This is a genomic window from Pseudomonas sp. Hz4 (assembly GCF_054898165.1).
The window spans coordinates 631,192-654,006 of sequence record NZ_CM142719.1; the positions used below are offsets into that span (position 1 = coordinate 631,192).

Here is a 22,815-nt window from a genome sequence, read left to right on the forward strand (position 1 = left end):
TTACATACGCTCCAGAGTTTCCAGACCCAAGAGTTCCAGGCCTTGCTTGAGAGTGCGGCCGGTCAGCGCGGCGAGGCGCAAACGGCTCTGCATTTGCGCCGCAGTGTCGGCACTGAGGATTGGGCAGTTCTCGTAGAAACTGGAAAACAGGCCGGCGACATCGTACAGGTACGTGCAGAGGATGTGCGGCGTGCCCTTGTCGCAAACGCTGTTCAACACTTCGCCGAACTGCGCGAGCTTCGCCGCCAGCTCGTGTTCGTGCGCCGCTTCGAGGACGATCTGGCCTTCGACTTCGCTGAAGTCCTTGCCGAGTTTGCGGAACACACCGGCCACGCGGGTGTAGGCGTACAGCAGGTACGGTGCGGTGTTGCCTTCGAAGTTCAGCATCAGGTCGAAGTTAAAGCTGTAGTCGCTGGTGCGATGCTTGGACAGGTCGGCGTATTTGACCGCGCCAATGCCCACGACCTTGGCGATGTTGCGCAATTCGGCTTCGGCCAGCTCCGGGTTCTTGTCCTTCACCAGGGTGTAGGCCCGTTCCTGGGCTTCGGTCAGCAGCTCGATCAGCTTCACGGTGCCGCCATCACGGGTTTTGAACGGACGGCCGTCGGCGCCGTTCATGGTGCCGAAGCCCATGTGTTCCATGTCCATCGGGTGCGTCACAAAACCGGCCAGGCGCGCGACCTGGAACACTTGCTGGAAGTGCAGGGCCTGACGCTGGTCGACGAAGTAGAGCGCGCGATCAGCCTTCAACTTGCCGCTGCGGTAACGCACGGCCGCCAGGTCGGTGGTGGCATAGAGGTAGCCGCCGTCGGCCTTGACGATGATCACCGGCAGCGGGTCGCCGTCGGCATTCTTGAATTCGTCGAGGAACACGCACTGGGCGCCGTTACTTTCGACCAGCAGGCCAGCGGCCTTGAGGTCGTTGACCACGTTGATCAGGTCGTCGTTGTAGGCGCTTTCGCCCATCACGTCGGCCATGGTCAGTTTGACGTTCAGCAGTTCATAGATTTTCTGGCAGTGCGACAGCGAGATGTCCTTGAACTTGGTCCACAGCGCCAGGCAGTCCGGGTCGCCGGCTTGCAGCTTGACCACCAGGCCGCGGGCGCGGTCGGCGAACTCTTCGGATTCGTCGAAGCGTTGCTTGGCGGCGCGGTAGAAGTTTTCCAGGTCCGACAGCTCATCGCTGGTGATCGGGTTTTCCTGCAGATACGCCATCAGCATGCCGAACTGGGTGCCCCAGTCGCCGACGTGGTTCTGACGGATGACTTCGTCGCCGAGGAATTCCAGAACGCGGGCCACGCCATCGCCGATGATGGTCGAGCGCAAGTGGCCGACGTGCATTTCTTTGGCCAGGTTCGGTGCCGACAGGTCGACGACGGTGCGCTGCACCGGGCCGGCCTTGCGCACGCCGATGTGGGCGTCGGCCAGGGCGGCGTCCAGGCGAGTCGCCAGGGCTTGGGTGTTCTGGAAGAAATTCAGGAAGCCGGGACCGGCGATTTCGGTCTTGGTGACGTTTTCGTCAGCCGGCAATGCGGCGATGATTTTCTCCGCCAGGTCACGCGGCTTCATGCCGGCCGGCTTGGCCAGCATCATCGCGATGTTGCTGGCGAAGTCGCCGTGGGTCTTGTCACGGGAGTTTTCCACCTGGATCGCCGGCGACAGGCCTTCAGGCAACACACCTTCGTTGACGAGTTGGGTGATGGCTTGTTGGATTAGCTGGCGAATGGTGTCTTTCATGGTGTTCTCTGTCGACCGCAAGCGCGGCGGCGCTTCGATGCGCTGGTGGAAAAACTGGGCATTATCCGTTGCGAAGACGGGCTTGCCAACTATAGCGGGCAGGTTATGGATATGTGGTGACAAATCGGGCCCCATCGCGAGCAAGCTCGCTCCCACAGGGGATATGCGTCGATCACATAACCAATGAGCACCGCAGACCCCCTGTGGGAGCGAGCTTGCTCGCGATGGCGAACTCTAAATCAATACAAATCGACCGGATCGACATCCAACGACCAACGCACCGCCCGCCCGCTCGGCATCTGCTCCAGCACCAGCAACCAATTGCTTAACAGCCGATGCAGCGGCGCCCGAGCCGTCGCTTGCAGCAACAACTGCGCACGATATCGCCCGGCCCGGCGTTCCATCGGTGCCGGCACCGGCCCGAGCAGTTCAATCCCGGTCAGCTTCTGCTCGGCCAGCAAGCGCTCGGCCTCGCAGCATGCCTCATCGAGAAAGCCCTCGGCCTGCCCCGGTTTGTGCGCTTCAGCCCGCAGCAGTGCCAGGTGCGAAAATGGCGGCAGGCCCGCCGAGCGACGTTCGCTCAAGGCCTGTTCAGCGAAGGCGAAGTAACCCTGTTCGGTCAATTGCACCAGCAGCGGATGGTCGGCCAGGTGCGTCTGGATTATCACCTTGCCCGGTTCTTCAGCCCGGCCTGCGCGCCCGGCCACTTGGACAATCAGCTGCGCCATGCGCTCGCTGGCGCGGAAGTCGCCGGAAAACAGCCCGCCATCGGCATCGAGAATCGACACCAGGGTCACCCGAGGGAAGTGATGCCCTTTGGCAAGCATCTGCGTGCCGACCAGAATGCACGGTTGGCCCTTCTGGATGGTCGCGAACAGCTGATTCATCGCGTCCTTGCGCGAGGTGCTGTCGCGGTCGACCCGCAGCACCGGGACATCCGGAAACAAAATCCCCAATCGCTCTTCGGCGCGCTCGGTGCCGGCGCCCACTGGCCGCAAATCGACCTTGCCGCATTTCGGGCAATGCCGGGGCACACGTTCGACGTAGCCGCAATGGTGGCAGCGCAATTCGCCAGAGCGCTGGTGCACGGTCATGCGCGCATCGCAGCGCTGGCACTCGGACATCCAGCCGCAGTCGTGACACAGCAAGGTCGGCGCAAAACCGCGACGGTTAAGGAACACCAATACTTGTTGGCCCGCGGCCAGTGTCTGACCGATGGCTTGCTGCATCGGCCCGGAAATGCCGCTGTCCAGCGGACGGCTTTTTACGTCCAGGCGCAGAAATCGCGGCTGTTTGGCGCCACCAGCACGCTCGTTTAATCGCAGGAGGCCATAACGGCCGGTGTAGGCGTTGTGCAGGCTTTCCAGCGAAGGCGTGGCGGAACCGAGGACAATCGGGATGTTTTCCTGCCGGGCGCGGACCAATGCCAGGTCGCGGGCGTGATAGCGCAAGCCTTCCTGCTGTTTATAGGAACCGTCGTGCTCTTCATCGATGATGATCAGGCCGGGGTTCTTCATCGGCGTGAACAGCGCCGAACGGGTGCCGATAATAATGTCGGCGTCACCGTCCCGGGCGGCGAGCCAGGCTTCGAGGCGTTCTCGATCATTGACCGCCGAGTGGATTAGCGCGATGCGTGCATTGAAACGCTGCTCGAAGCGCGCCAGGGTCTGCGGGCCAAGGTTGATCTCCGGGATCAGCACCAGCGCTTGTTTGCCGGCCTCAAGGGTTTCGCGGATCAACTGCAAATAGACTTCAGTCTTGCCGCTGCCGGTGACACCGGCCAGCAGGAAGGCGTGATAACTGTCGAACCCCGCCCGAATGGCTTCATAGGCCGCACGCTGCTCCGGGTTGAGTGGCAGTTCCGGCTGCGCCAGCCAATGTTCGTGGCGGGCGCCGGGAGCGTGCTTGCGGATGTCGACTTGCACCAGGTCCTTGGCCAGCAGCAGGTCCAGGCTGTCCTTGCTCAGCATCAGTTTGCTCAACAACTGATGGGCGACGCCGTGGGGATGCTGGGCCAGTGTCGCCAGGGCCTCACGTTGGCGCGGGGCGCGAGCGATGCGCGGGTCATCAAGGCTGGCGCCCTGCGTGGCGGACCAGAAGCGCTCCTGCCGTGCTTCGGCCAGTTCGCCCTGGCGCAGCAACACCGGCAGCGCCCAGCTCAAGGTGTCGCCGAGGCTGTGCTGATAATACTGAGACGTCCACAGGCACAGTTTGAACAGCGCCGGCGGCAGCGGCGCTGTGGCATCGAGCAGTGCCAGAGCCGGTTTGAGTTTTTCGACCGGCACTTCGCTGGTGTCGGTGACCTCGACCAGAATGCCGATCATCTCCCGCCGGCCGAACGGCACCCGCAGGCGCATGCCCGGCTGCAACTGGGCGCGCAGGACCCCGGCCGGGGCACGGTAATCGAACAGGCGGCGCAGGGGCGAAGGCAGGGCGAGGCGCAATATGGCGTCGGGCACGCGATGATTTTCTCGATGATGAAGCGGTGAAGAAGGCCGGGAGCCTAGCAGACGGTCGGTAGAAGCGACAGCTTGCGTGATTGGCATTGTCTGGTAGAATCCGCGGCCTAATTACGTGCGGTATTCAACAATAGTGTTGAGTGGCGGCACGCCAGCCTGAGGAATACACCATGAAAGCCGATATCCATCCAGCGTACGAAACCATCGCAGTAACTTGCAGCTGCGGCAACAAGTTCGAAACTCGTTCGAACCTGTGCAAGCCACTGGGTACTGACGTATGCAACGAGTGCCACCCGTTCTACACCGGTAAGCAGAAGACTCTGGATACTGGCGGCCGTGTACAGCGCTTCGCAGACCGTTTCGGTGCTTTTGGCAAAGCCAAAGCTCCTGCTGCTGCAGAGTAAGGTTGCAAAGCCCGATGGGCTTTACCTTGCTGATGAAAAAGGCGTCCCTTGCGGGCGCCTTTTTTGTGTCCGCGATTTGGCTGTCCAGTGCCCAGGCCTTCTGCCCGGCGCCGAGCGGGCTGACATCCGTCGCGGTGCAGCGGGTGGTGGATGGTGACACGCTGCGCCTGAGCGATGGCCGCAGCGTGCGCATGATCGGTTTGAATACGCCGGAGCTGGGCAAGAAAGGCCGCTCCGACGAACCGTTCGCGGTGACCGCGCGCCAACACCTGGAAGCGCTGGTAGCCGCCAGCGACGGTCGGGTCGGTTTACTGCCCGGCAAAGAAAGCAAAGATCATTACGGTCGCACGCTGGCCCATGTCTACAGCGCCGATGGCGCCAACCTCGAAGCGCAGATGCTCGCAGAAGGGCTCGGTTTTCAGGTGGCGGTCGCGCCGAATGTCGATCTGGTCGACTGCCAGCAAGCGGCGGAACACAGTGCCCGTCAGGCCGGACTCGGGTTGTGGCGCCAATCCCCTGTACTGAAAGCGGAGCAGATCAGCACGTCTGGTTTCACTGTGCTCAGCGGTCGCGTGAGCAAGGTTCAGCGCAATCGCGGTGGGGTTTGGATCGAGTTGCAGGATTCGGTTGTATTGCGCGTTGCACCCAATGTGTTGGAGCAGTTCGACGTTGCGACGCTTGAGCAGCTGAAGGGCAGGCAGGTTGAGGCGCGTGGCTGGGTGCTGGACCGTTCGCGGCGCGGTGGACTTAAACAAGGGCAGGCGCGCTGGCTTCTGCCATTGACCGCCCCGGCGATGCTGCAAGCGGCGCCATGAGAAAAAACTGTAGACATTCTTTCTATCGATTGTGAACAGTCTATCCCTTGTGTTCCGCGGCTCTCGGTCCAAAGTCGTAGGGCCGGGCGCTTGGCAGGGGTGACCGCTCAGTCTTGTGGGGACTTTGCGACACGCGTATCCTCGGCGGTCCGTCTGTCCAACAGTAAAAAGCGGAATGCCCATATGTCTGATTTGAAAACTGCCGCTCTCGAATATCACGCCCATCCTCGTCCAGGGAAGCTGAGTGTCGAGCTAACCAAGGCCACCGCTACCGCCCGCGACCTGTCGCTGGCCTACAGCCCCGGCGTAGCCGAACCAGTACGCGAAATCGCCCGCGATCCTGAACTGGCCTACAAGTACACCGGCAAGGGCAACCTGGTTGCAGTCATTTCCGATGGCACCGCAATTCTCGGCCTGGGTAACCTCGGCCCATTGGCTTCCAAACCCGTGATGGAAGGTAAAGGCGTGCTGTTCAAGCGCTTCGCCGGCATTGACGTATTCGACATCGAAGTCGATTCCGAAAGCCCGCAAGCCTTCATTGACACCGTCAAGCGCATCTCCATCACCTTCGGTGGCATCAACCTGGAAGACATCAAGGCACCTGAGTGCTTTGAGATCGAGCGCGCTCTGATCGAGCAGTGCGACATTCCGGTATTCCACGATGACCAGCACGGCACCGCGATCGTTACGGCGGCCGGCATGATCAACGCCCTGGAAATCGCTGGCAAAACCCTGGCGGACGCCAAGATCGTCTGCCTGGGCGCCGGTGCGGCCGCCATCTCCTGCATGAAATTGCTGGTGAGCATGGGTGCCAACATCGAAAACATCTTCATGGTTGACCGTACCGGTGTGATCCACTCCGGCCGTGACGACCTGAACCAGTACAAGGCTGTCTTCGCTCACGCGACCGACAAGCGCACCCTGGCTGACGCCCTGGCCGGTGCAGACGTGTTCGTGGGCCTGTCCGGCCCGAACCTGCTGAGCGCTGAAGGCCTGAAATCCATGGCAGCCAACCCGATCGTGTTCGCGTGCTCCAACCCTGATCCGGAAATTTCCCCGGAACTGGCTCACGCCACCCGTGACGACGTGATCATGGCCACCGGCCGTTCGGACTACCCGAACCAGGTCAACAACGTGTTGGGCTTCCCGTTCATCTTCCGTGGTGCCCTGGACGTTCGCGCCAAGCGCATCAACGAAGAAATGAAAGTGGCTGCCGCCAACGCCCTGCGTGAACTGGCCAAGCTGCCGGTTCCTCAGGAAGTGTGCGACGCCTACGGCGGCATCAAACTGGAATTCGGTCGTGAGTACATCATTCCGAAACCAATGGATGCGCGTCTGATCACTCTGATCTCCGATGCTGTGGCCAAGGCCGCGATCGAGACCGGCGTAGCGACCCTGCCGTATCCGAAGAACTACCCGCTGAAAAGCGTGGATGACGTGTTCAACGGCTAAGTCGTTGTAGCGCTTCAACAGAAAGCCCCGGCTCTTGCGAGTCGGGGCTTTTTTATTACCAGCGATCGTTCCCACGCTCTGCGTGGGAATGCAGCCCGGGACGCTCCGCGTCCCTTCCCACAGCCGAACGCGGAGCGTCCGTAGAGGCATTCCCACGCAGAGCGTGGGAACGATCAGCCCCGACTTCTAGAGAAGGGCGGGGCTTTTGCGGGTGCTACTTGATCAGAACAAATCGATCGGTGCCGCTTCATCCGCTGGCAGTGGGCTGCCCGGCGCATTGCCGTTACCCAGCTCATTCGCCGACGGTGGCGTGTCTTCGGCCTTGAACAGCTCGAAGTAGGCGCCTGGCGTGCCTGGGGTGGCTGCACGGCCGCTAATCGGGTCGACTCGCAGGCTGAGGATGCCTTCCGGCTCTTGCTGCGTATGGGGCGGCATGTCTTTGAGTGCGGCGCCCATGTAACTCATCCAGATCGGCAGGGCGACGGTGCCGCCGAACTCCTTGCGACCCAGGCTTTCAGGCTGGTCGAAACCGGTCCAGACGGTCGTTACATAATCGGCGTTGTAACCCGAGAACCAGGCGTCCTTGGATTCGTTGGTGGTACCGGTCTTGCCCGCGATGTCGCTGCGGCCCAAGGCGAGGGCGCGGCGACCGGTGCCGAGTTTGATCACGTCCTCGAGCATGCTGTTGAGGATGTACGTGGTGCGGCCATCGACGATGCGCTCGGCCACGGCTGGCGTTTGTGGCGCTGGCTGGGCAGTCAGGGTATCGCCCGGGGTTGCGTTGACGGTGAAGGCGTTGGCCGCGACAGGGGCGGCGATGCCGTCGGTGGCGACGTCGCCTTTCGGGACGCTCGGCGGGTTGGCGACGAACAGCGTGTCGCCATTGCGGCTTTCGATCTTGTCGATGATGTAGGGGCTGATCTTGTAGCCGCCATTGGCGAAGGCGCTCCAGCCAGTGGCGATTTCCATTGGCGTCAGTGTTGCGGTGCCCAGGGCCAGGGATAAGTTGCGTGGCAAGTCCTGCTTGTTGAAGCCGAACTTGCTGATGTAATCAATGGTGCGGTCGACGCCCAGCGCCTGCAGCAAGCGGATCGACACCAGGTTGCGCGACTTGTAGAGCGCTTCACGCATACGGATCGGGCCGAGGAAGGTGTTGGTGTCGTTCTTCGGACGCCAGACCTTGTCCAGGTACTCGTCAACGAACACGATCGGTGCGTCGTTTACCAGGCTAGCGGCGGTGTAGCCGTTATCCAGCGCGGCACTGTAGACGAACGGCTTGAAGCTCGATCCCGGCTGGCGCTTGGCCTGCATCGCGCGGTTGTAGTTGCTCTGTTCAAAGGCGAAACCGCCGACCAGGGAACGAATGGCACCGTTCTGCGGGTCGAGGGAAACCAGTGCGCCCTGAGCCTGCGGGATCTGGCTGAATTTCAGTGAATTGTCTGGCTGACGCTGTACCCGAATCAGGTCGCCGACCTGGGCGACGTCCGACGGCTGCTTCGGATTGGCACCCATGCTGTTGGTGTTCAAGAACGGACGCGCCCATTTCATGCTGTCCCAACCGACGTGTTCGTCACCGGTACGGGTCATCACTTGTAGGCCGGTCTTGTCGACCTGGGTGACGATGGCAGGCTCAAGGCTGCTGATGGTGCGCTGCTTGGTCAGCTCGGTTGTCCAGGCCTCGCGAGTCTTGCCCGGCAGGCGCGACTCCGGGCCGCGATAACCATGACGCTGGTCGTAGGTCATCAAACCTTCGTGGACCGCGGTGTTGGCCATTTCCTGCAGGTTGCTTGGCACCGTAGTGGTGACGCGGAAACCCTCGGTATACGCGTCGCTGCCATAACGACCGACCATTTCGGCGCGGGCCATTTCAGCGATGTACGGTGCATTCACTTCCGGGGTCGGCACGTGATAGCTGGCGTTCAGAGGTTCGTTGATCGCCGTGGTGTAGTCGGCTTCGGTGATCTTGCCGAGCTTGTACATGCGCCCAAGGATCCAGTCGCGACGTTCCTTGCTGCGGGTCGGGTTGGCCAGCGGGTTAAAACGCGAAGGGGCTTTTGGCAGGCCGGCGATCATCGCCATCTGCGCCAGGCTGACGTCACGAATCGATTTGCCGTAATAAACCTGTGCGGCGGCTTCGATGCCGTAGGCGCGGTTGCCCAGATAGATCTTGTTGACGTAGAGCTCGAGGATCTCGTCCTTGGTCAGCTGCCGTTCGATCTGCAGGGCCAGGAGAATTTCGGTGGTTTTGCGCGAGAAGCTGCGTTCGCTGGTCAGGAAGAAGTTCTTCGCCACCTGCATGGTGATGGTGCTGCCGCCGGACTGGATGTGTCCGCTTTTTACCAACTGGGTGGCCGCGCGCATCAGGCTGCCAGGGTCGACCCCATAGTGGTTGGCGAAATTGTCGTCTTCAGCACTTAGTAACGCATTAATGAAATTGGGGGGAATGTCGGCGAAACGGATCGGTGTGCGGCGCATTTCGCCAAATTCTGCGATCAACTTGTTGTCGCTGCTGTACACCCGCAAAGGGATCTGCAACTGAATGCTTCTCAGCGCCTCCACGGACGGTAATCCCGGACTAAGGTAGAGAAATGCGCCGCTAAGACCGAGGAGCAGTCCGCAGAAAACGGCGACGATGGACCATCCGAAAAATTTCAGCAGACGAATCAAGGCTTTTGGACATCCAGGGCAAAGAATGAATGAGGCATCAGGGTTCAGATAACAGGGAACGACCCGCGCTTGAAGTAAAAACCAGAAAAAAACGCTGGGCATTATAAGCATTTTTCCGTCGAGGGCGTCATTTGCGCTGCTGTCAAGACGGGTGGTTTGAACGCAATTGATATTTCAGAGTCCGTAAGACACGGATAGTCATAGGGAATTAGTAGTGCTAGGACTCTTCAATAAAAAGGCCAATACGCTTCTAGGAATCGACATCAGCTCCACGTCGGTAAAGCTTCTGGAGCTAAGCCGCCAGGGCGACCGCTATCGGGTCGAAGCCTATGCGGTGGAGCCTTTGCCCGCCAATGCGGTGGTCGAGAAAAATATCGCCGAACTCGAAGGCGTGGGGCAGGCACTCGCGCGCGTGTTGCTCAAGGCCAAAACCAGTCTCAAGAACGTAGCCGTGGCTGTGGCCGGTTCAGCGGTGATCACCAAGACCATCGAGATGGATGCCGGTCTTTCCGACGACGAGATGGAAAACCAGCTGAAGATCGAGGCCGATCAGTACATCCCTTATCCATTGGACGAAGTGGCCATCGACTTTGAGGTCCAGGGTGTTTCCGCGCGCAACCCCGACCGAGTCAATGTGCTGCTGGCCGCCTGTCGCAAGGAAAACGTCGAGGTCCGGGAAGCGGCCCTGGCCCTGGCCGGGTTGACGGCGCGCGTGGTCGACGTCGAGGCCTATGCGCTGGAGCGTTCTTACGGATTGCTGGCGGGGCAACTGGCTACTTCTCAGGAGCGTCTGACAGTAGCGGTGGTCGACATCGGTGCGACCATGACCACCCTGAGCGTGCTGCACAAGGGACGAATCATCTACACCCGTGAACAATTGTTCGGCGGTCGCCAACTGACGGAGGAAATCCAGCGACGTTATGGGCTGACGCTTGAGCAGGCCGGGTTGGCGAAGAAGCAGGGCGGTTTGCCTGACGATTACGTCAGCGAGGTGTTGCAGCCGTTTCGCGATGCGCTGGTGCAGCAGGTGTCCCGTTCGTTGCAGTTTTTCTTCGCCTCCGGTCAGTACAACGCGGTTGATCACATCCTGCTGGCCGGGGGGACGGCGTCGGTTTCGGGGCTGGATCGGTTGATCGAACAGCGATTGGGCACGCCGACGCAAGTGGTCAACCCTTTCTCCAACATGGCCTTGAGCAGCAAGGTCAACGCCGGAGCCCTGGCCAACGATGCGCCGGCACTGATGATCGCCTGCGGGCTTGCCCTCAGGAGTTTCGACTGATGGCGCGGATCAATCTTTTACCCTGGCGTGAAGAGCAGCGTGAAGCACGCCGCAAACGCTTTTTGCTGGCGCTGGTCGGTGTAATGGTGGGGGCAGTGGGCGCGGTGCTGATCGCGAACCAGGCCATCAATGGCGCCATCGAGCGGCAAGTTGCTCGTAATGACTACATCGGAAAACAGATTGCCGTGGTCGACGAGCGGATCAAACAGATCAGCGATTTGAAGGCTCGTCGCCAGCAACTGGTCGAGCGCATGCGCATCATCCAGGACCTGCAAGGCAACCGTCCAATCAGCGGGCGGATCTTCGATCAGTTAGCGCGTACCTTGCCGGACGGAGTGTATTTCACCGAGGTGAAAATGGCCGGCAAAACCCTGTCCATTACCGGCGCGGCAGACTCCAACAATCGTGTTTCGGACTTGATGCGTAATCTGGATGCGTCGGACTGGTTCAATGCGCCGAACCTGACGGAAGTCAAAGCGACCACCGCGGGTCAGCTGGACCAGGCCAACGTCTTTCAATTAACCGTTCGTCAGACTCAGCCAGCCGCTGCGGAGGGCGGTCAATGACTCCGTCTAAATGGTTTGAGGGACTGCGCAAGATCGACATCAACGACCTGGACACCAATAACATGGGTTCCTGGCCGCCAGCCATCAAGGCGCTGGCGGGCATTCTGCTGATGATCCTGGTGCTTTCGCTGGGCTACAGTTTTTCCGTCAGTGACCTTCAGAGTCATCTCGATCTCAAGCGCGAGGAAGAGTCGACCCTCAAGGAGCAATTCGCCAATAAAGCCCACATGGCGGCGAATCTGGAGCTGTATACCCAGCAGATGAAGCAAATGGAGAACTCCTTTGGCGTGCTGCTGCGGCAATTGCCCAGTGACACCGAAGTGCCAGGCCTGCTGGAGGACATTACTCGCACCGGCCTGGGCAGTGGCCTGGAATTCGAAGAGATCAAACTGCTGTCAGAGGTTACGCAGCCGTTCTACATCGAGTTGCCGATCCAAATCACCGTCACTGGTGCCTATCACGACCTCGCCACCTTTGTCAGCGGGGTGGCCGGGCTGCCACGGATTGTCACCCTGCATGACTTCGACCTTGCGTCGGCCAACCCGGAAGGTGGTCCGAAGTTGCGCATGAGCATCCTTGCCAAGACCTACCGCTACAACGACAAGGGGCTGCAAAAATGAGCCCGATTCGTTGCTTTTCGATGGTTGTGTTAGTCGCCGGCCTGGGCGGGTGTGGCAGCGACAATGACTTCAGCGACCTGGACGCCTACATGAACGAAATGCGTTTGCGTGCGCCCGGCAAGATTGAACCAACACCGACATTTCAGTCTTACCCAACATTCACCTACCACGCCGCCAACCTGCGAAGCCCGTTTTCCCCACAGATCAGAGTTGATCTGGCTGGCCAGAAGCACGGCTCACGCAATGTCAAACCTGACCCTGATCGGGTCAAGCAGTACCTCGAAGGTTTCAACATCGAGCAGTTTGAAATGGTCGGAACGATCGCCAATGCGACCGGCTCCTTTGCGCTGGTGCGCGGGGCGGGTGGGGTGCATCGGTTGAAAGTCGGCGATTACCTGGGGCGTAACGATGGGCGGATCGTCGCCATCAGCGGCTCGCAGGTCGATGTGGTCGAAATCGTTCCCGACGGCCAAGGCGCCTGGCTGGAGCGGCCGCGGACCATCCCTTTGAAAGAGCACTCATAGTGGAACTCGAATAATGAACAGGATTTTCTCAACCTTCGGTATTGCGCTATGGATAGCGTTGCTGTCGCCGATGGTACAAGCGGCCAACCTCAAAGCGCTGGATGTTGCGGCGCTGCCGGGGGACCGCGTCGAGTTGAAGTTGTCGTTCGATGGGCCGCCACCGCCGCCCCACGGTTACACCACGGAACAACCGGCTCGGATTGCGCTGGATCTGCCGGGCGTGGTCAGTCAGTTAAAAAGCAAAAATCGTGACCTGGGCGGTGGAAATGCCCGCAGCGCCACGGTGGTGGAAGCCAAGGACCGCACGCGGCTGATCATCAATCTGACCCAGTTGACCCCGTATAACGCACGGGTCGAAGGCAACAATCTGTTCGTGGTGGTCGGGCAAGGAGCCAATAAAACGGCCTCTAGCCCAGCGCCCAAAATGCAACGCGCCGCGACTGCAACGCCAGCCCCGGCGAAAGCCTATGCGCCGGTAGGCAAGGCCATTCGGGGTGTGGATTTCCAGCGCGGCACTCAGGGCGAGGGCAATGTGGTCATCGACCTGTCGGATCCTTCTATCGCCCCCGACATTCAGGAGCACGACGGAAAGATCATCCTCGGTTTTGCCAAGACCCAATTGCCTGAGCCGTTGCGTGTGCGTCTGGACGTCAAGGATTTCGCCACGCCAGTGCAGTTCGTCAACGCCAGCGCCACCGGTGATCGGGCCACGATCAGCATTGAGCCCAGCGGCGCATTCGATTATTCGACGTACCAGACCGACAACAAGCTGACCGTCAGCATCCGGCCGATGACCGTCGATGACTTGCAGAAGCGCAACACTGAACGTTTTGCCTACACCGGTGAAAAACTCTCGTTGAATTTCCAGGACATCGATGTGCGTTCGGTGCTGCAACTGATCGCCGATTTCACCAATCTCAATCTGGTGGCCAGCGACACAGTGCAGGGCGGCATCACGCTGCGTTTGCAGAACGTACCGTGGGATCAGGCGCTGGATCTGGTGTTGAAAACCAAAGGTCTGGATAAACGCAAGATCGGTAACGTTTTGCTGGTGGCGCCGGCCGATGAAATCGCCGCTCGCGAGCGCCAGGAGCTTGAGTCGCAGAAGCAGATTGCCGACCTGGCGCCTCTGCGTCGGGAGCTGTTGCAGGTCAACTACGCCAAAGCTGCCGATATCGCCAAGCTGTTCCAGTCGGTGACCAGTGCCGAGGCAAAAGCCGATGAGCGGGGCTCAATCACGGTTGATGAGCGGACCAACAACATCATTGCCTACCAGACCCAGGATCGCCTCGACGAACTGCGCCGTATCGTCGCGCAACTGGACATCCCGGTGCGTCAGGTGATGATCGAGGCGCGCATCGTCGAAGCCAACGTCGACTATGACAAAAGCCTCGGCGTGCGCTGGGGCGGTTCGTTGCAGAACAAGGGCAACTGGAACACATCAGGCGTCAGTAATGGGGCGAACGCTTCGTCGACCATAGGCACGCCCGGCAGCACCAGCACCAACTCGCCATTCGTCGACCTGGGCACCGCCGCCAACACCTCGGGGCTCGGCATCGCGTTCATCACCGACAATGTGCTGTTGGACCTCGAGCTGACGGCCATGGAGAAGACCGGCAACGGCGAAATCGTCTCGCAGCCCAAGGTGGTCACGTCGGACAAGGAAACCGCGAAAATCCTCAAGGGCACGGAGATTCCCTACCAGGAAGCCAGCTCCAGCGGCGCGACCTCGGTGTCGTTCAAGGAAGCCTCGCTGTCTCTGGAGGTGACGCCGCAGATCACCCCGGACAACCGGATCATCATGGAGGTCAAGGTCACCAAGGACGAGCCGGATTACCTGAACAAAGTGCAGGACGTACCGCCCATCAAGAAAAACGAGGTCAATGCCAAGGTCCTGGTCAACGACGGCGAGACCATCGTGATTGGCGGAGTTTTCTCAAATACTCAGAGCAAGGTTGTAGATAAGGTGCCATTTCTCGGAGATGTGCCGTATCTTGGCCGCCTTTTCCGGCGTGACGTGGTTTCGGAGAAAAAATCCGAGCTGCTGGTATTTCTCACTCCGCGTATCATGAACAATCAGGCGATTGCTGTGAGTCATTGATTCTGTGCGAAATTTGATTCTTGTTGGACCGATGGGGGCTGGAAAAAGCACCATCGGCCGGTTGCTGGCCAAAGAGCTGCGCCTGCCGTTCAAAGATTCCGATAAGGAAATTGAATTGCGCACGGGCGCCAATATCCCGTGGATTTTCGATAAGGAAGGCGAACCGGGCTTTCGTGACCGCGAGCAGGCGATGATTGCCGAGCTGTGTGGCTGCGACGGCGTGGTGCTGGCGACCGGTGGCGGCGCGGTGATGCGCGAGGCCAATCGTCGGGCGCTGCACGCCGGTGGTCGAGTGGTCTATCTGCATGCGTCGGTCGAGCAGCAGGTGGGCCGCACTTCCCGTGATCGCAATCGACCACTGTTGCGCACTGCCGATCCGGCCAAGACCCTTCGGGATCTGCTGGCGATTCGTGATCCGCTTTATCGGGAAATCGCCGATCTGGTGGTGGAAACTGATGAGCGGCCGCCGCGAATGGTGGTGCTCGATATTCTCGAGCGCTTACAGCAGCTACCTCCCCGTTAATGCGCAGCGCGAAATGCGCTATCCTCGGCGTCCTGCCACAGCCGCTCAAGGTTGTGGCGGATGGCTACCGAACGGCTTCAAACCAGCAGACGCCGTGGACATTCGTTAACTCAAGGCAGGACGCCTGATTCCATCTTCACTGTGGGGACACATGCAGACACTCAAGGTCGATCTAGGCGAGCGCAGCTACCCGATTCATATTGGCGAAGGTTTGTTGGATCAGCCTGAACTGCTGGCCCCGCATATTCGCGGGCGGCAAGTGGCGATCATCTCCAACGAGACCGTTGCGCCGCTCTATCTCGAACGTCTGACCCGCAGCCTCGCACCGTTCTCGGTGGTTTCTGTGGTGCTGCCCGACGGCGAAGCCTTCAAGACCTGGGAAACCCTGCAGCTGATTTTCGACGGTCTGCTGACCGCACGGCACGACCGCCGTACCACGGTGATCGCCCTCGGTGGCGGCGTGATTGGTGACATGGCCGGTTTTGCTGCCGCCTGCTACCAGCGTGGTGTCGATTTCATCCAGGTTCCGACCACGCTGCTGTCGCAAGTCGACTCTTCGGTGGGCGGCAAGACCGGGATCAACCACCCCTTGGGCAAGAACATGGTCGGCGCTTTCTATCAGCCGAACGTGGTGCTGATTGATACCGCTACCCTCAACACCCTGCCGGCCCGCGAACTGTCCGCCGGGCTTGCCGAGGTGATTAAATACGGGCTGATCTGCGACGAGCCGTTCCTGACCTGGCTTGAAGAAAACGTCGATCGCCTGCGCGCCCTGGACCAGGTCGCCCTGACTTACGCCATCGAGCGATCTTGCGCGGCCAAGGCTGCGGTGGTGGGTGCCGACGAACGGGAGACCGGTGTTCGCGCCACGCTCAATCTGGGTCACACCTTCGGCCACGCCATCGAAACCCATATGGGCTATGGTGTGTGGCTGCATGGGGAAGCGGTCGCTGCTGGCACCGTAATGGCCTTGGAAATGTCCGCGCGCCTGGGCTGGATCAGCGAGCAAGAGCGCGATCGCGGCATTCGTCTGTTCCAGCGTGCAGGCCTGCCGGTCATCCCGCCTGAAGAGATGACTGAAGCCGATTTTCTCGAACACATGGCAATTGACAAGAAAGTGATCGACGGTCGTTTGCGCCTGGTGCTGCTGCGCCACATGGGCGAAGCGGTGGTGACCGACGATTATCCGAAAGAGGTTTTACAGGCCACGCTGGGAGCGGATTACCGCGCTCTGGCTCAGCTTAAAGGTTAATAAGATCCCGATGACTAGTTTGCACGCCGACGAGGCTTTCCTCGGCCATTACCAGTTGAGTCATGACCCTTTTGCTCCACGGGTACCTGGCTTCAAATTCTTCCCGGCCCAGCGCAAACCGGTGCTGGGACAACTGCATCACCTGGCACGCTACAGCCAGTTGCTGTTGGTCGTCACTGGCCCGCAAGGCAGTGGCAAGACGCTGCTGCGCCAGGCCCTGGTGGCCAGTACCAACAAACAATCCGTGCAGAGCGTGGTGGTTTCCGCCCGTGGCGCTGGCGATGCGGCTGGCGTGCTGCGCCAGGTCGCTCAGGCGCTGAACGTCGCCCAGGCCGAGATCGGCGCGATTCTGGCTCAAGTGGTGCAACTTGCGCTCACGGGACAGGAAGTCTATTTGCTGGTGGATGACGCCGAGCAACTCGACGAGTCCGCGCTGGAAGCCTTGCTGGCCCTGGCCGCCGGTGCACCGGAAGGTCGCCCGCATGTGTTCCTGTTCGGGGAGTCGTCGCTGATTGCTCAACTGGAGGCGCTGACCCTCGAGGAAGAGCGTTTCCACGTCATCGAGTTGCAGCCCTACACCGAAGAAGAAACCCGCGAATATCTGGACCAGCGGCTCGAAGGCGCCGGTCGGGGTATCGAACTTTTTACCGCAGATCAGATCTCTGATATTCACGAAAGCTCCGACGGTTGGCCTGGCACCATCAACCAGGTCGCCCGCGATGCAATGATCGAAGCCATGATTGCCAGCCGCTCAGCGGTCAAGCGTCCAAGTATGGGGTTCAACATGCCGAAGAAACACGTATTGGCGATTTCCGCCGTCGTCGTGGTCGCGGTAGCCGCCGCCTGGTTGATGCCGGGTCGCAGCAAAGCACCGACCACTGGCGCACCTGCCAACGAACAGGCGCAACTGCCGCTCGGGCAGGGCACGCCACAACCTGACACCGGCGGCGCGCCTGCCGTCGAATTCGCCGGTAACTCGCAACCGATGCCATTGCCGCTGGTCGGCAACTCGCAGCCGGTCATGCGCGGTCCGCTGGCCGAAGCCGCCGGTGGCATCACCGAAGGCGACGACGGCGTGCCGGTCGAAGGTTCTAGCGCTACGCCGCCAACCGTGACCACCACCGCGCCTCCAGCAGGTCTGTCGGCCGGTCCTGCACCGACGCCAGCCGCCAAGCCTGTGCCTGCGCCGACTCAGGTCGCTACGGCCAAGCCAGCCCCGGCGCCTGCCGTGAAGCCTGCGCCAGTGGTTAAACCAGCGCCGGTGATCAAGCCTGCCGAGAAACCAACCACCGTGGCCAAGGCCGCCGGTGGCACTTGGTACGCAGGGCAAGCGCCGGGTAACTACGTGGTGCAGATCCTCGGCACCAGTTCTGAAGCGGCCGCGCAATCCTTCGTCAAGGAGCAGGGCGGCGAGTACCGTTATTTCAAGAAAGTCCTCAACGGCAAGCCGCTTTTCGTCATCACTTACGGTAGCTTCGCCAACCGCGATGCCGCCCTGACCGCCATCAAGGCCTTGCCAGCGAAGGTTCAGGCTGGTAAACCTTGGCCTCGCACTGTCGCCAGCGTCCAACAGGAACTGGCAACAACTCGCTGAAGATTCGGCGGCCTTACCCAGGCCGCCTCTCCCGGCACCTCAATTTCTGCATGCGCATGCCGTCTCTACAGACCGCGTGCCTTGTGGTGTCTGCGTCACAGTAGTCTTTGAGTCGTTGCAGTCAAAATTAAAAAAGTTTTGACTAGCACAGCAGATCGCTTTAAACCTTTCATGAATGCGACATAGATTTACGACATTTCGTCGTCAGATTTGTGAGCCTCTGTGTCGGTGTGTACAATGACCTCCCTTTTGCCCCCGCAAAGCTGGCGTACGTTCGGCGCGGATGGTAAGTGGTTGAATTGAAAAGAAATTTGCCTCGATAAGGGGCAGCCTGGTGAGAAAGTGTCTATGAAAGCAGGTCTGTACCAACCAGATGAATTCAAGGATAACTGCGGTTTCGGCCTGATAGCCCATATGCAGGGCGAGCCCAGTCATACCCTTTTGCAAACGGCCATCGAGGCCCTGACCTGCATGACCCACCGCGGTGGGATCAACGCCGACGGCAAGACCGGTGACGGTTGCGGTCTGCTGATTCAAAAGCCGGATGTGTTCCTGCGTGCCATCGCCCAGCAAACCTTCGGCGTCGAACTGCCCAAGCAATACGCGGTGGGCATGGTCTTCTTCAACCAGGACCCGGTTAAAGCCGAGGCCGCTCGCGAGAACATGAACCGCGAGATCCTGGCCGCTGGTCTGCAACTGGTCGGCTGGCGCAAAGTGCTGATCGACACCAGCGTCCTCGGCCGCCTGGCCCTAGAGCGCCTGCCGCAGATCGAGCAGGTGTACATCGGCGGTGAAGGCCTGAGCGATCAGGACATGGCGATCAAGCTGTTCACCTCCCGTCGTCGCTCGTCCGTGGCCAACGCCGCCGACGCCGATCACTACATCTGCAGTTTTTCGCACAAGACCATCATTTATAAAGGCCTGATGATGCCGGCGGATCTCACCGCCTTCTATCCAGACCTCAGCGATGAGCGCCTGCAAACTTCGATCTGCGTGTTCCACCAGCGCTTCTCCACCAACACCCTGCCGAAATGGCCGCTGGCTCAGCCTTTCCGCTTCCTCGCCCACAACGGCGAGATCAACACCATCACCGGCAACCGCAACTGGGCCGTGGCCCGTCGCACCAAGTTCACCAACGACTTGATGGACCTGGAAGAACTCGGCCCGCTGGTCAACCGCGTCGGTTCCGACTCCTCCAGCATGGACAACATGCTTGAGCTGATGGTCACCGGTGGCATCGACCTGTTCCGTGGCGTGCGGATGATCATTCCGCCTGCGTGGCAGAACGTCGAAACCATGGACCCGGATCTGCGTGCGTTCTACGAATACAACTCGATGCACATGGAACCGTGGGACGGCCCGGCCGGCGTGGTAATGACCGACGGTCGTTACGCGGTGTGCCTGCTCGACCGTAATGGTCTGCGTCCGGCGCGCTGGGTCACCACCACGAACGGTTTCATCACCTTGGCCTCCGAAATCGGTGTCTGGAACTACCAGCCTGAAGACGTGATCGCCAAGGGCCGCGTCGGGCCGGGTCAGATTTTTGCCGTGGACACCGAAACCGGCCAGATCCTCGACACCGATGCCATCGACAACCGCTTGAAGTCGCGTCATCCGTACAAGCAATGGCTGCGCAAGAATGCCCTGCGCATCCAGGCGACCATGGAAGATAACGACCACGGTTCGGCGTTCTACGACGTCGACCAACTTAAGCAGTACATGAAGATGTACCAGGTCACTTTCGAAGAACGTGACCAAGTGCTGCGTCCGCTTGGCGAGCAAGGCTACGAAGCCGTCGGCTCAATGGGCGACGATACGCCGATGGCCGTGCTGTCCCAGCGCGTGCGCACGCCGTACGACTATTTCCGTCAGCAGTTCGCGCAGGTCACCAACCCGCCGATCGACCCGCTGCGTGAAGCCATCGTCATGTCGCTGGAAATCTGCCTCGGTGCCGAGCGCAACATCTTCCAGGAGTCGCCGGAACACGCCTCGCGCGTGATCCTCAGCTCGCCGGTCATTTCCCCGGCCAAGTGGCGCTCGCTGATGAACCTCGATCGTCCGGGCTTCGAACGCCAGATCATCGACCTCAACTACGACGAAAGCGTCGGCCTCGAAGCGGCGATCCGCAACGTCGCCGATCAGGCGGAAGAGGCTGTGCGCTCCGGTCGTACCCAAGTCGTGCTGAGTGATCGTCACATTGCCCCGGGCAAATTGCCGATCCACGCTTCCCTGGCCACCGGCGCGGTGCACCACCGCCTGACCGAAAAAGGCCTGCGTTGCGACTCCAACATCCTCGTGGAAACCGCGACGGCTCGCGATCCGCACCACTTCGCGGTGTTGATCGGTTTCGGCGCCTCGGCGGTCTATCCGTTCCTGGCTTACGAAGTGCTGGGCGACCTGATCCGTACCGGTGAAGTACTGGGCGACCTCTACGAGGTGTTCAAGAACTACCGCAAAGGCATCACCAAAGGTCTGCTGAAGATCCTGTCGAAGATGGGCATCTCGACCATCACGTCGTACCGCGGTGCGCAGTTGTTCGAAGCCATCGGCCTGTCTGAAGAAGTCTGCGAGCTGAGCTTCCGTGGCGTACCGAGCCGCATCAAAGGTGCGCGTTTCGTCGACATCGAAGCCGAGCAGAAAGCCCTGGCTGCCGAAGCCTGGAGCCCGCGCAAGCCAATTCAGCAGGGCGGTTTGCTGAAGTTCGTCCACGGTGGCGAATATCACGCGTACAACCCGGACGTGGTCAACACCCTGCAAGCCGCTGTGCAGCAGGGCGACTACAGCAAATTCAAGGAATACACGGCGCTGGTCGACAACCGTCCGGTGTCGATGATCCGCGACCTGTTCAAGGTCAAAACCCTGGACACGCCGCTGGACATCAGCGAGATCGAACCGCTGGAGTCGGTGCTCAAGCGCTTTGATTCCGCGGGCATCTCCCTCGGCGCATTGTCGCCGGAAGCTCACGAAGCCCTGGCCGAAGCCATGAACCGCCTCGGTGCGCGTTCCAACTCCGGCGAAGGCGGCGAAGACCCAGCGCGTTACGGCACCATCAAGAGCTCGAAAATCAAACAGGTTGCGACAGGCCGTTTCGGTGTAACCCCGGAATACCTGGTCAACGCTGAAGTGCTGCAGATCAAAGTCGCCCAAGGCGCCAAGCCCGGCGAAGGTGGTCAACTGCCAGGCGGCAAGGTCAACGGTCTGATCGCCAAGCTGCGTTACGCAGTGCCGGGCGTGACCCTTATTTCGCCGCCGCCGCACCACGACATCTACTCGATCGAAGACTTGTCGCAGCTGATTTTTGACCTGAAACAAGTCAACCCGAAAGCGCTGGTCTCGGTGAAGCTGGTCGCAGAAGCAGGTGTCGGCACTATCGCCGCCGGTGTGGCCAAGGCGTACGCGGACTTGATCACCATCTCCGGCTACGACGGCGGCACCGGCGCATCGCCGCTGACCTCGATCAAATACGCGGGTGCACCGTGGGAACTCGGCCTGGCCGAAACCCACCAGACCCTGCGCGGCAACGACCTGCGCGGCAAAGTCCGGGTACAGACCGACGGCGGCCTGAAAACCGGCCTCGACGTAATCAAGGCTGCGATCCTCGGCGCTGAAAGCTTCGGCTTCGGCACCGCGCCAATGATCGCGCTGGGCTGCAAATACCTGCGCATCTGCCACCTGAACAACTGCGCCACCGGCGTCGCGACTCAGAACGAAAAGCTGCGCAAGGATCACTACATCGGAACCGTCGACATGGTGGTGAATTTCTTCACCTTCGTTGCCGAAGAAACCCGTGAGTGGCTGGCCAAACTGGGCGTGCGCTCCCTCGAAGAGCTGATCGGTCGTACCGATCTGCTGGACATCCTCGAAGGCCAGACCGCCAAGCAGCAACACCTGGACCTGACGCCGTTGCTGGGCAGCGATCACATCCCGGCAGACAAACCACAGTTCTGCCAGGTTGAGCGCAACCCGCCGTTCGACAAAGGCCTGCTGGCCGAGAAAATGGTCGATATGGCCACCTCGGCCATCAACGACATGAGCGGCGCTGACTTCGCCCTGGATATCTGCAACTGCGACCGCTCCATCGGCGCGCGCATCTCCGGTGAAATCGCTCGCAAACACGGCAACCAAGGCATGGCGAATGCGCCGATCACCTTCCGCTTCAACGGGACGGCCGGTCAGAGCTTCGGCGTGTGGAACGCTGGCGGCCTGCACATGTACCTGGAAGGCGACGCGAACGACTACGTCGGCAAAGGCATGACCGGCGGCAAGCTGGTCATCGTTCCGCCGAAGGGCAGCGTCTACAAGACCCAGGACAGTGCCATCATCGGCAACACCTGCCTGTACGGCGCCACCGGCGGCAAGCTGTTCGCTGCGGGTACCGCGGGCGAGCGTTTCGCGGTGCGTAACTCGGGTGCTCACACCGTGGTGGAAGGCACTGGCGATCACTGCTGCGAGTACATGACCGGTGGTTTCGTCTGCGTATTGGGCAAGACCGGTTACAACTTCGGCTCTGGCATGACCGGCGGTTTCGCCTACGTGCTCGACCAGGACAACACCTTCGTTGACCGGGTTAATCACGAACTGGTGGAAATCCAGCGGATCAGCGGTGAGACGATGGAAGCCTATCGCAGCCACCTGCAACGCGTGCTGAACGAATACGTCGCGGAAACCGACAGCGAGTGGGGCCGTAACCTCGCTGAGAACCTCGACGACTATCTGCGTCGTTTCTGGCTGGTCAAGCCCAAGGCTGCCAACCTGAAATCGTTGCTTTCCAGCACCCGTGCCAACCCGCAGTGATATGCGCCTGAAGAGTTTGATGAGGTTT

General features: G+C 60.5%; 15 protein-coding genes. 12 read left to right on the forward strand and 3 right to left on the reverse strand.

Annotated elements, in window-relative coordinates:
- Both argS and ACYZTR_RS02875 read right to left on the reverse strand, forming a co-directional pair.
- The gene (argS, locus tag ACYZTR_RS02870) at nt 1-1,737 is read right to left on the reverse strand and encodes an arginine--tRNA ligase (RefSeq protein ID WP_461976280.1); all 1,737 of its coding nucleotides are present in this window, start codon (nt 1,735-1,737) and stop codon (nt 1-3) included.
- Nucleotides 1,738-1,976: 239 nt separating this feature from the next.
- Nucleotides 1,977-4,196 carry a primosomal protein N' gene (locus ACYZTR_RS02875; protein WP_461976282.1) on the reverse strand — a complete coding sequence of 740 codons (2,220 nt, stop codon included), beginning with the start codon at nt 4,194-4,196 and terminating at the stop codon, nt 1,977-1,979.
- Between the two features lie 170 nt (nt 4,197-4,366).
- On the opposite strand from ACYZTR_RS02875, the gene rpmE reads away from it, so the two are divergent.
- The 3 genes from rpmE (at nt 4,367) to ACYZTR_RS02890 (ending at nt 6,867) form a co-directional block, all read left to right on the forward strand.
- Entirely contained in the window at nt 4,367-4,600 is a 234-nt protein-coding gene (gene rpmE, locus ACYZTR_RS02880) for a 50S ribosomal protein L31 (RefSeq protein ID WP_282379923.1), read from the forward strand.
- A gap of 14 nt (nt 4,601-4,614) precedes the next feature.
- Complete coding sequence (locus tag ACYZTR_RS02885) at nt 4,615-5,415, forward strand: thermonuclease family protein (RefSeq protein ID WP_461976284.1); 801 nt, start codon at nt 4,615-4,617, stop codon at nt 5,413-5,415.
- 183 nt (nt 5,416-5,598) lie between these two features.
- Nucleotides 5,599-6,867 carry a malic enzyme-like NAD(P)-binding protein gene (locus tag ACYZTR_RS02890; RefSeq protein ID WP_007948947.1) on the forward strand — a complete coding sequence of 423 codons (1,269 nt, stop codon included), beginning with the start codon at nt 5,599-5,601 and terminating at the stop codon, nt 6,865-6,867.
- A gap of 222 nt (nt 6,868-7,089) precedes the next feature.
- On the opposite strand, the gene ACYZTR_RS02895 is transcribed toward ACYZTR_RS02890, so the two are convergent.
- A complete protein-coding gene (locus tag ACYZTR_RS02895) occupies nt 7,090-9,531 on the reverse strand; it encodes a penicillin-binding protein 1A (RefSeq protein ID WP_461979563.1) in 2,442 nt (813 codons plus the stop codon).
- 217 nt (nt 9,532-9,748) lie between these two features.
- Between ACYZTR_RS02895 and ACYZTR_RS02900 the strand changes: the two genes are divergently transcribed.
- The 9 genes from ACYZTR_RS02900 (at nt 9,749) to gltB (ending at nt 22,787) form a co-directional block, all read left to right on the forward strand.
- Nucleotides 9,749-10,813: a pilus assembly protein PilM gene (locus tag ACYZTR_RS02900; protein WP_461976287.1), complete on the forward strand. Its 1,065-nt coding sequence runs from the start codon at nt 9,749-9,751 to the stop codon at nt 10,811-10,813.
- A complete protein-coding gene (locus tag ACYZTR_RS02905; protein ID WP_461976289.1) occupies nt 10,813-11,379 on the forward strand; it encodes a PilN domain-containing protein in 567 nt (188 codons plus the stop codon). The genes ACYZTR_RS02900 and ACYZTR_RS02905 overlap by 1 nt, the downstream gene beginning before the upstream one ends.
- Nucleotides 11,376-11,999 carry a type 4a pilus biogenesis protein PilO gene (gene pilO / locus ACYZTR_RS02910; RefSeq protein ID WP_461976291.1) on the forward strand — a complete coding sequence of 208 codons (624 nt, stop codon included), beginning with the start codon at nt 11,376-11,378 and terminating at the stop codon, nt 11,997-11,999. Before ACYZTR_RS02905 ends, pilO begins: the two co-directional genes overlap by 4 nt.
- Complete coding sequence (locus ACYZTR_RS02915) at nt 11,996-12,523, forward strand: pilus assembly protein PilP (protein ID WP_461976293.1); 528 nt, start codon at nt 11,996-11,998, stop codon at nt 12,521-12,523. Before pilO ends, ACYZTR_RS02915 begins: the two co-directional genes overlap by 4 nt.
- Nucleotides 12,524-12,536: 13 nt before the next feature.
- Nucleotides 12,537-14,624, forward strand: a complete 2,088-nt coding sequence (gene pilQ, locus ACYZTR_RS02920) for a type IV pilus secretin PilQ (RefSeq protein WP_461976295.1) — start codon at nt 12,537-12,539, stop codon at nt 14,622-14,624.
- A gap of 4 nt (nt 14,625-14,628) precedes the next feature.
- The gene (gene aroK, locus ACYZTR_RS02925; RefSeq protein WP_010464421.1) at nt 14,629-15,147 is read left to right on the forward strand and encodes a shikimate kinase AroK; all 519 of its coding nucleotides are present in this window, start codon (nt 14,629-14,631) and stop codon (nt 15,145-15,147) included.
- Between the two features lie 151 nt (nt 15,148-15,298).
- On the forward strand, nt 15,299-16,399 hold the full coding sequence (gene aroB / locus ACYZTR_RS02930; protein WP_449642731.1) for a 3-dehydroquinate synthase: 1,101 nt from the start codon (nt 15,299-15,301) through the stop codon (nt 16,397-16,399).
- A 10-nt stretch (nt 16,400-16,409) separates the two neighbouring features.
- Nucleotides 16,410-17,993 carry an AAA family ATPase gene (locus tag ACYZTR_RS02935; RefSeq protein WP_461976297.1) on the forward strand — a complete coding sequence of 528 codons (1,584 nt, stop codon included), beginning with the start codon at nt 16,410-16,412 and terminating at the stop codon, nt 17,991-17,993.
- A gap of 348 nt (nt 17,994-18,341) precedes the next feature.
- On the forward strand, nt 18,342-22,787 hold the full coding sequence (gene gltB / locus ACYZTR_RS02940; protein ID WP_461976299.1) for a glutamate synthase large subunit: 4,446 nt from the start codon (nt 18,342-18,344) through the stop codon (nt 22,785-22,787).
- Nucleotides 22,788-22,815: the final 28 nt, after the last annotated feature.

Bases quoted from the DNA above. Each gene is read 5' to 3' on its own strand.
- ACYZTR_RS02885 (WP_461976284.1), top strand. From the start codon at position 4,615: ATGGGCTTTACCTTGCTGATGAAAAAGGCGTCCCTTGCGGGCGCCTTT.
- pilO (WP_461976291.1), top strand. From the start codon at position 11,376: ATGACTCCGTCTAAATGGTTTGAGGGACTGCGCAAGATCGACATCAAC.
- argS (WP_461976280.1), bottom strand. From the start codon at position 1,737: ATGAAAGACACCATTCGCCAGCTAATCCAACAAGCCATCACCCAACTC.
- ACYZTR_RS02915 (WP_461976293.1), top strand. From the start codon at position 11,996: ATGAGCCCGATTCGTTGCTTTTCGATGGTTGTGTTAGTCGCCGGCCTG.
- ACYZTR_RS02905 (WP_461976289.1), top strand. From the start codon at position 10,813: ATGGCGCGGATCAATCTTTTACCCTGGCGTGAAGAGCAGCGTGAAGCA.
- aroB (WP_449642731.1), top strand. From the start codon at position 15,299: ATGCAGACACTCAAGGTCGATCTAGGCGAGCGCAGCTACCCGATTCAT.
- rpmE (WP_282379923.1), top strand. From the start codon at position 4,367: ATGAAAGCCGATATCCATCCAGCGTACGAAACCATCGCAGTAACTTGC.
- pilQ (WP_461976295.1), top strand. From the start codon at position 12,537: ATGAACAGGATTTTCTCAACCTTCGGTATTGCGCTATGGATAGCGTTG.
- gltB (WP_461976299.1), top strand. From the start codon at position 18,342: ATGAAAGCAGGTCTGTACCAACCAGATGAATTCAAGGATAACTGCGGT.
- ACYZTR_RS02890 (WP_007948947.1), top strand. From the start codon at position 5,599: ATGTCTGATTTGAAAACTGCCGCTCTCGAATATCACGCCCATCCTCGT.
- ACYZTR_RS02935 (WP_461976297.1), top strand. From the start codon at position 16,410: ATGACTAGTTTGCACGCCGACGAGGCTTTCCTCGGCCATTACCAGTTG.